This is a genomic window from Saccharopolyspora sp. 6M (assembly GCF_020176775.1).
Taxonomy (GTDB): domain Bacteria; phylum Actinomycetota; class Actinomycetes; order Mycobacteriales; family Pseudonocardiaceae; genus Saccharopolyspora_C; species Saccharopolyspora_C gregorii.
In genome coordinates this window covers 1-8,409 of record NZ_JAIUJZ010000278.1, presented here as the reverse complement: position 1 = coordinate 8,409, position 8,409 = coordinate 1, and the positions used below count along the sequence as shown (strand labels likewise).

Annotated in this window: 8 protein-coding genes; 2 read left to right on the top strand and 6 right to left on the bottom strand. The window is 73.6% G+C overall.

Annotated elements, in window-relative coordinates:
- Positions 1-183: 183 nt before the first annotated feature.
- From LCD31_RS27365 to LCD31_RS27350, 4 genes are all read right to left on the bottom strand, one after another.
- Positions 184-1,110: a sugar kinase gene (locus tag LCD31_RS27365; RefSeq protein WP_224962823.1), complete on the bottom strand. Its 927-nt coding sequence runs from the start codon at positions 1,108-1,110 to the stop codon at positions 184-186.
- A 61-nt stretch (positions 1,111-1,171) separates the two neighbouring features.
- Positions 1,172-2,386: a D-mannonate dehydratase ManD gene (manD, locus tag LCD31_RS27360; protein ID WP_224962821.1), complete on the bottom strand. Its 1,215-nt coding sequence runs from the start codon at positions 2,384-2,386 to the stop codon at positions 1,172-1,174.
- On the bottom strand, positions 2,383-3,405 hold the full coding sequence (locus LCD31_RS27355; RefSeq protein WP_224962819.1) for an alcohol dehydrogenase catalytic domain-containing protein: 1,023 nt from the start codon (positions 3,403-3,405) through the stop codon (positions 2,383-2,385). Before LCD31_RS27355 ends, manD begins: the two co-directional genes overlap by 4 nt.
- Positions 3,406-3,467: 62 nt before the next feature.
- A complete protein-coding gene (locus LCD31_RS27350) occupies positions 3,468-4,787 on the bottom strand; it encodes an MFS transporter (RefSeq protein WP_224962817.1) in 1,320 nt (439 codons plus the stop codon).
- Between the two features lie 138 nt (positions 4,788-4,925).
- Here LCD31_RS27350 and LCD31_RS27345 point away from each other — a divergent pair, with 138 nt between their 5' ends.
- Positions 4,926-5,669 (top strand): IclR family transcriptional regulator, encoded by a 744-nt coding sequence (locus LCD31_RS27345; protein WP_224962816.1) that lies wholly within the window; start codon positions 4,926-4,928, stop codon positions 5,667-5,669.
- A 289-nt stretch (positions 5,670-5,958) separates the two neighbouring features.
- Positions 5,959-6,186, top strand: coding sequence for a hypothetical protein (locus LCD31_RS27340; RefSeq protein WP_224962814.1), 228 nt, complete (start codon positions 5,959-5,961; stop codon positions 6,184-6,186).
- A 12-nt stretch (positions 6,187-6,198) separates the two neighbouring features.
- Here the strand turns inward: LCD31_RS27340 and LCD31_RS27335 are convergent, their stop codons facing one another.
- Positions 6,199-6,768 (bottom strand): GNAT family N-acetyltransferase, encoded by a 570-nt coding sequence (locus LCD31_RS27335; RefSeq protein ID WP_224962812.1) that lies wholly within the window; start codon positions 6,766-6,768, stop codon positions 6,199-6,201.
- Positions 6,758-8,275, bottom strand: a complete 1,518-nt coding sequence (locus LCD31_RS27330; RefSeq protein WP_224962810.1) for an APC family permease — start codon at positions 8,273-8,275, stop codon at positions 6,758-6,760. Before LCD31_RS27330 ends, LCD31_RS27335 begins: the two co-directional genes overlap by 11 nt.
- Positions 8,276-8,409 lie beyond the last annotated feature (134 nt).

Below are 8,409 nucleotides of genomic sequence, written 5' to 3'. Positions count from 1 at the left end.
ACTTGGTAAAGCGCTGCCCGCGCGTGGGAACCGTTGAGAACCCGGGGGTGGGCCGGTTGCGCGGGTGGGCGGCGGCTCAGCGGCTTCGCCGCTGACAGGAAACGGCCGAGGGCGGCGGGCCGGGGGGGCCGCTGAGGTTCCGCCACCCGAGCACCACGCACCCCGAGTTCAACCGACAGGCGGTCACCCGACGGGCGCCGCGGACCGCCGGGGCAGCACCGACTCGGCGACGATCGCGCCGCGGTGCCGGATCACCGTGGCGGCCAGCTCCTGCGCGCGGTGCGCCGCCGCGACCGGATCGGCACCGGTGAGCCGAGCCGCGAGGTAGCCGGCGTCGAACGCATCCCCGGCGGCGGTCGAGTCCACCACGGACTCCACCGGCACGGCAGGCACCCGCACGACCCGCTCGCCGTCGAGGACGACGCAGCCCGCGGCACCGTCCTTGACCGCGACGTCCGCCACCCCGGCCACCCGGAGCCTGTCCACTGTGGACTCCGCGGTGGGGTCGCCGAACAGCGCCTGCTCGTCGGAGAACGTGGGCAGCCCGACCGTCGTCAGCGACCACAGCTCCCGCACCTGCTCGGCCGCCGCGGCGGCACCGTCCCACCCGGCCGGCCGGTAGTTGCTGTCGAAGGACACCCGGCCACCGGCGTCGCGGAACCGCCGCAGCGCCGCGCGCAGCCGCTCCCGCGCGGGCGGCGCGAGGATCTGCAGGCTGATCGCCGACAGGTGCACCAGGTCGTAGCCGTCGAAATCCGGTTCCCCGTCCGCGAACAGACCGCGGGCCGCCGACTGCGAGCGGTAGTAGGTGAACGAGCGCTCGCCGTGCTCGTCCGTGCGCACCAGGTACAGCCCCGGCTGCGCCCCGGCGACCCGGCCGATCCGGTCGGTACCGACGCCCTCCGCGCGCATCGCCGCCACGATCCGGTCGCTGTAGTGGTCGTCCCCCACCAGGGTCAGGTAGTCCACCTGCAGCTCCGCGGATCCGGTGAGCCGGGACAGGTAGGTCGCGGTGTTGAACGTGTCCCCCGCACAGCCCAGCGACAGCACGTCCGCTTCCCGGTGGGTCAGTTCGATCATGCATTCGCCGATGGCCAGTACCCGGATCACGCCCGGTCCTCCCCGTCTCGTCCCGCCCGGCGGCGCCGGGTGATCACCGATTCCACCACGCTCACCAGTCGTGCATCGAGCCGTCCCGCAACCGGTTCACCGGCAGGTACTTCGGCGAGTACGGGTAGCGGGCCGCGGCCTCCTCGTCGAGCTCCACGCCGAGACCGGGGGCGTCGCCGGGATGCATGTAGCCGTCCCGGAACGAGTAGTTCACCTTGAACACCTCACCCGCCGGATCCAGATGACCCATGTACTCCTGCACGCCGAAGTTCGGCACCGTCAGGTCCAGGTGCAGCGCGGCGGCGAACGACACCGGCGACAGGTCGCCCGCGCCGTGCGAACCGGTGCGCACCCCGTGCAGCGCCGCCAGCTCGAACACCTGCCGCAGGTGGGTGATCCCGCCGGTGTGCGACACCGAGGTGCGGATGTAGTCGATCAACCGCTCGCTGATCAGGTGCTTGCAGTCCCAGATCGAGTTGAACACCTCGCCGACCGCGATCGGCGTGGTGGTGTGCTGCCGGATCGTGCGGAACGCCTCCTGGTCCTCGGCCGGGGTGGGGTCCTCGATCCAGAACATCCGGTACGGCTCCAGCGACTTGCCCAGCTGAGCGGCCTCCAGCGGCGAGAGCCGGTGGTGCACGTCGTGCAGCAGGTGGAAGTCGTAGCCGAACCGCTCCCGCACGGCGCGCATCAGCTCCGGCGCGAACTCCAGGTACGCCGGGGTGTGCCACACGTTGTCCGAGGGCATCGCCGCGTCCGCCGGTTCGTAGGTGGAACCGGTCCCCGGGTGGTGCAGCCCGTAGGTGCTCTCCAGGCCGGGCACGGCGGCCTGCACCCGGATCGCCCGGTACCCGCGCTCCCGGTAGGCGGCGACGTCGTCGAGCAGCTCCTCGACGCTCTGCCCGCTGGCGTGCCCGTAGATCATCACGCCCTCGCGCGCGGCGCCGCCGAGCAACCGGTGCACCGGCAGCCCGGTCTCCTTGCCGAGCAGGTCCCACAGCGCGACGTCGACGGCGGCGATCGCGGTCATCGTCACCGGCCCGCGCCGCCAGTAGGCACCGCGGTACAGGTACTGCCAGATGTCGTTGATGCGCCCCGAGTCCCGCCCGATCAGCAGCGGGCACACGTGGTCGCGCAGGTAGGAGGCGACGGCGAGCTCGCGCCCGTTGAGCGTGGCGTCGCCGAGCCCGGTCAGCCCGTCCTCGGTGGTGATCTTCAGCGTGACGTAGTTGCGGCCGGGGCAGGTGACGACGACGTCGGCGGCGGTGATCTTCACGGGGTCTCCTCGGCGAGCACGGCGATCTTCAGATGATCGCGTTCGGTCAGTGCGGTGCGCAGCGCCCGATCGGCTTCGGCGAGCGGGAACCGGGCGGTGACCATCCGCTCCAGGTCGGCCCGCCCGGAGCGCAGCAGCGCCGCGGCGGCGGCGAACGCTCCCGGTCCGTAGCGGAAGCAGCCGCGCACGTCGATCTCCCAGCGCTGCGCCGCCGCCAGCAGGTCGGGCGCCGCGGGCCGGTTCGCGGGGATCCCGACCAGGGCGACGACGGCGCCGGGAACCAGCGCGTCCAGGCGCACCGCCTCCGGCGCACCGGAGCACTCCAGCTGCTGGTCGAAGGCACCCGGCTCGGGGTGGACGGTGCCGGTGTCCAGCACCTCGTCCGCTCCGGCCCCGGCGGCGAGGTCGAGCCGCCGCCGATCGACGTCGGTGAGCACGATCCGCGCGGCGCCCGCGGCGCGGGCCGCCGCCACCGCGAGCTGCCCGATCGGCCCCGCTCCCGTGACCAGCACCGAGGCGCCGCTGACCACCCCGGCGCGGCGCACCGCCCAGCAGGCCACCGCGAGGGGTTCGACCAGCGCGGCCACCGCCGGATCGGTCCCGGGCGGCACCCGGTGCACCAGTTCCGCGTCCACCACCAGCGTGCCGCGGATCGTGCCGTGCACCGGCGGCGAACCGAAGCAGCGCCCCGACGGGCACAGGTTGTAGCGGCCCGCCGCGCAGGTCGGGCAGCGGCGGCACGGGCGCGCCGGTTCGACCGCGACGGATGCGCCGAGCAGTCCCGCGTCGACGCCCTCGCCGAGTTCGACGACCACCCCGGAGGCCTCGTGCCCCAGCACCGTGGGCGAGCGCAGCACGTTCGACCCGTTGCGGCCGTCGGCGTAGTAGTGCAGGTCGCTGCCGCACAACCCGGTGGCGCGCACCGCCACCCGCACCGCACCGGGCCGCAGCGGCTCCGGCTCCACCTGTTCCACCCGCAGGTCCCGGGCACCGTGCAGCACGGCGGCTCGTTCGCTCACCACTCCTCCACTCCGTCAGCTCCTCGTTTCCGCGCCCCCGTCCGGGGAAGTCCGCCGCGGACTCACGTGCGGACCGGCAGCGGCTCCACCTTGCGGATCAGCACCCCGTAGGAGAACGCGCCCACCAGGCCCAGCACCCCGGACAGCACCAGCGGCGCCACGAACGATCCGCCGGTCGCCGTCTGCAGCACGCCGGTGACGATCGGGCCGACGAACCCGGCGATGTTCGACGCGCAGTTCTGGATGCCCGCCAGCGAGGACACCTGCCCGGGCTGCGGCGCCACGTCCGCGGGCAGCGACGCCACCGACGCCGCGCTGAACGCCAGGCTCGCGTAGGAGATCGACAGCAGCACCACCGCGGTCGCCGCGTTCGGCACCACCACCGCCAGCGCGATCACGGAACTCAGCAGCATGCCCGGGATCAGGCAGGTCTTGCGGGCCCGGGTGAGGCTCCAGCCGCGCCGCACCAGCGAATCCGACGCCCAGCCGCCGAGCAGGCTGCCGCCGATCGCCACCACGCCGGGGATCGCACCGACCGTGCCCAGCTCCAGCAGGTCGAAACCGCGCGCCTGCACCAGGTAGCTCGGGAACCAGGTGATGAAGAAGAAGATGATGTAGTTCAGGCAGAAGAAGCCCAGCATCATCGCCCACACCGTGCGGTACCGGAACAGGTCGCGCCAGCGCACCTTCGGCCCGTCGTCCGATGTGGACTCCTCGCGCGCGCCGCCCGCCCGGATGTAGGCCAGCTCCTCGTCCGTCACCCGCGGGTGGTCCTCCGGTTCGTGGTAGGACAGCCACCACCACCCCGCCCACAGCAGGGCGAGGACGCCGACGACGATGAACGCGGCCCGCCAGCCCTCCCAGGCGATGATCGCGGTCACCACCGGCAGCGCCACCGCGGTGCCCGCCCGCGCGCCGTTGTCCCAGATGCTGTTGGCGAAGGCGCGCTCGCGGCGCGGGAACCAGCGGGACACGACCTTCGCCGAACCCGGGTAGCCGGTGGACTCGCCGATGCCCAGCAGGAAGCGGAACACCAGCAGCGACAGCAGCCCGGTGACCAGGCCGGTGAGCATCGTCGCCACGCCCCACACCAGGGCGCCGAGCGCGAACGCGCGCTTCGCCCCGATCCGGTCGATGAGGGCACCGGCGGGGAGCTGGAAACCCGCGTACGCCAGGAAGAACGTGCCGAGCACCAGCCCCTGCACGCTCGGGTCGAAGCCCAGGTCGTGGTTCATCGACGGCAGCGCCACGCTCAGCGCGGAGCGGTCCACGTAGTTCACCGAGAGGCCGACGAAGCACAGCAGCGCCATGCCCCACCGCAGGTTGTGCGCGCGGCCGCGGGGGCGGGCCGCCCCGGTCGCGGCCTCGGTTCGCCCGGTCATCGCTCCTCCTCGAGCCGCCCGGTTCCCGCGCCGACGAAGCATCGTTCCGTTCCGCGGAATACCGTTCTGCTGATGCGAACGGTAGCGTAAGGGGCAGATCACCGGAAAATCAACGGCCGAGGAAGCGGTGCAGCACCTATGAGCTCCGGCGCCACCGAAGGCAGCGCACTGCGCACGCTGCGCGTGCTCGAAGCAGTGGCCCGCACCGGCGGCCCGCACCGGCTCGGCGAGATCGCCGCCGACACCGGCATCGCCAAACCCAGCACGCACCGCATCCTCAGCGGGCTCAGCGGCGCCGGGTACGTCGTCAGCGACGGCGACGGCGCCTACGGCCTCGGCCCCCGCGCCTACGCGCTGTCCGCCACCATCGCCTCCGCCGAGGACACCGGCGGCGACACCGTGCTGCGCCGGTTCCAGTCCGAGGTCCAGCAGACGGTGCACGTGGCGCTGCGCAGCGGCGATCACGCCATCTACGTGCGCAAGGTGGACAGCCCCGGGCCGTACCGGATGGCGTCCCGGATCGGCGGCGTGCTGCCGCTGCACTGCACCGCCATCGGCAAGGCCGTCCTCGCCCACCTGCCCGCGGACGAACGGGCGCCGCTGCTGCGAGATCTCACCGCCCGCACCGAGCGCACCACCACCGATCCCGCCGTGCTGGAGCAGGAGCTGGCCCGGGTGCGGGCCGACGGCTGCGCGCTCGACGACGAGGAGAACGAGCCGACCATCCGCTGCCTCGCCGCCCCGATGCTGGACCGCGCGGGCCGGCCGGTCGGCGGGGTGAGCATCTCGACGATCACCTTCCAGACCCCGAAGGAGGCGCTGCTGGCGCACGCGGACCGGTTGGTCGAGACGGCCGCGCTGCTCGCGCCCCTCTACACCTGACCACCGCCCGGCATCCCGCACCGCCGCGCGTTTTCCCCCGGGCGATGGGGAAAATCGGACGTCGCGGGCGCGGGGAACGCCGCCGAATCGCAACCCTCCGGCAACCGGATCGGAGTACGCTCGGTCACCACACTGGTGACGACGGTGACCGCGCGGCACCCGGCCGGGTCCGCTCCACCCCCGGCCCCCGAAACCGATGATCCCTCGATCCGGTGAGTTCGGGAACCGGACGGGCCGGACCGGAGTCGGAACCGGTTGCCGTCAGGAGTCGGCGAAGGGAGTCACTGCAGTGGATCAAGTCCGCGCCCGGTTGCGCGGCGGGCCCGAGGACGGCCGCGAGGTCAGCGTCCCCGCCGATCCCACCGGCCACCCCGTTCCGCGCATCACCGTGCCCGTCCGCGTCCCGGAGCAGCGCCGCGCGACCGCACCACCGCCGCTGCTGGTGTACGAGCGGTCCGGCTCGAAGCACACCGGAACCTGGGACTTCGACTACGTCGGAGCCGAGTCCCAGACCTGACCCCGGCGCACCTCACCGACCGGCCACCGCTCGCCACATCGGGTGCAGCAGCGGACCGCCGGGCAGTTCGATCGGCGTGCCCAGGTCGGCGAAGCCCAGCCGCTGGTACAGCGCGCGGCTGGCGGTGCTGCTCGCCTCCAGGTACGTGGGCAGCCCGGCCCGGTCGCACTCGCGCAGGCTCGCGGCCAGCGCGGCCGTGCCCGCTCCGGCGCGCTGCCGGTGCGGCGGGACGCCGATCAGCGACAGGTACCAGTGCGCGACCAGCGGGTGCCGCTCCCCGGTGAGCTCGCTGAAGGTCGCGAACCGGTCGGCGAAGGGCCCGAGCAGCTCGTGGAGCCGCCGTTCCCCCTCGTCATCCAGCGTCTTGGGCGGCTCCCGCCCGTCGCCGCGGAACCACACCTGCACCGCCGAACCCGTGGTCACCACGGCACCCGTGCGTTCGGCGTGCGCGACGGTCAGCTCGAACCACGCTTCGTACAGCGGTCTGCGCCGCGCGGGATCGGGCACCAGCCAGCAGGAGACCGCGTCGTGGACGAACGCGCTGACCAGCGTCCGGACGGGCAGGTCGAGGTCAGTTCGCATCGCCGGGCTCCTCGGCTCGATCGATCGTGGCGGATCGCGCTCCCATGCCGATCCGCGCGTAGGCATCCGGCCGGCGCACCCGCAGCACCGCGCCCCAGCAGAACCCGGCCAGCGCGACCGCCAGGTACGCGCCGGGCAGCGCCCACGCCGCCGCGGAACCCGGCGGCAGGCCCAGCACCGTGCCGAAGGAGCGCAGGGTCAGGACCAGGATCCCGGTGAGCACCACCGCCGCGATGCCCGGCGCCAGCAACGTCCGCCACCGCCCGCACCCGTGCCCCGGCACCCGCAGGAAGTAGCCGACGACGGCGAACGAGGTGGCGGTGACCAGGCACAGCACGCCGAGCGCTCCACCGGACGCACCCCAGAAGAACAGGTGGACGATCGGGTCCCACCCGGTCACCGCGAACAGCGCGACCACCAGCGCGGTGACGACGCTCTGCGTCACCGATCCCGCGGTGGGCGCCGAGGTGCGCGGGCTGGTGACCCCGAGCGCGCGCGGCCCGATGCCCTCCCGGCCGAGGGCGAACAGGTAGCGGGCGCACACGTGGTGGAACGACAGCATGCCCGCGAACAGGCTCGTCACGTACAGCGCGGACCCGAGCGTGACCAGTGCGGGCGGCAGCCGGTCGGCGGCGAGCACGAACATCAGCTCGGTGGAGTGCTCCCCGGCGGCGGCCACGATCCGGTCCGGTCCGGTGGCCACGGTCAGCGCCCAGGTGGAGAGCCCGTAGATCCCGCCGATCAGCGCCAGCGACAGGTAGGTGGCGCGCCCGACGGTCCGCGGGTCGCGGGCCTCCTCCGCGAGCACCGTGGAGTTCTCGAAGCCGATGAACCCGGTGAAGGCGATCACCAGGATCACCCCGGCCGCGGCGGTGCCGAGCTGCAGCGGGTTCAAGGTGGTCAGCGTGACCCCGGGCGCGGCGGGGTCGGTGACGAACGCCAGGTCGTAGAGCAGGATCATCGCGATCTCGGCGAGCAGCAGCACGCCCAGCACGCGCCCGTTGACGTCGATGCGCAACACCCCGAGCACCGCGACGAGCCCGGTGCCCACCCCGGAGAACACCCACCACGGCAGCGCGGGCCCACCGGCCTGGTGCAGGAAGTCCGCCGCCCCCACCCCGCAGCCGCCGACCAGGCTGACCTGCACCATCGCGTAGGCGAGCACGGCGACCCCGCCCGCTGCGGTGCCGCTGGTCCGGCCGAGCCCCTTCGCGATGTAGGCGTAGAACGCCCCCGCGTTCTCCACGTGCCGGGACATCGCTACGTAGCCGACGGCGAACAGGCCCAGGACGACCGCGACCGCCAGGTAACCGACGGGGATGCCGTTCACGCCCGAGACGGCGAACCCGCTGACCGCTCCCCCGCCGACGACGGTCTCCGGGGCCGCCGCGGCGACAGTGAAGAAGATGATCGACCACATGCCGAGGCGGGAGGCGGCGAGCGAGTTCGCCACCGGTCCCGGGCGGGGTGATCGCTCCGCCGATCTGGGCAGGGTGGACGGTGGCACGGTCGGTTCTCCTCGTTGGTCGGGGGGGGGCGGGGGGGGGGGGGGGGGGGGGGGGGGGGGCCGCGGCGGGGGGGGGGGGGGGGGGCGGGGGGGCGGGGGGGCGGGGGGGGGGCCGCCCCCCCGCCCCCGGCCCC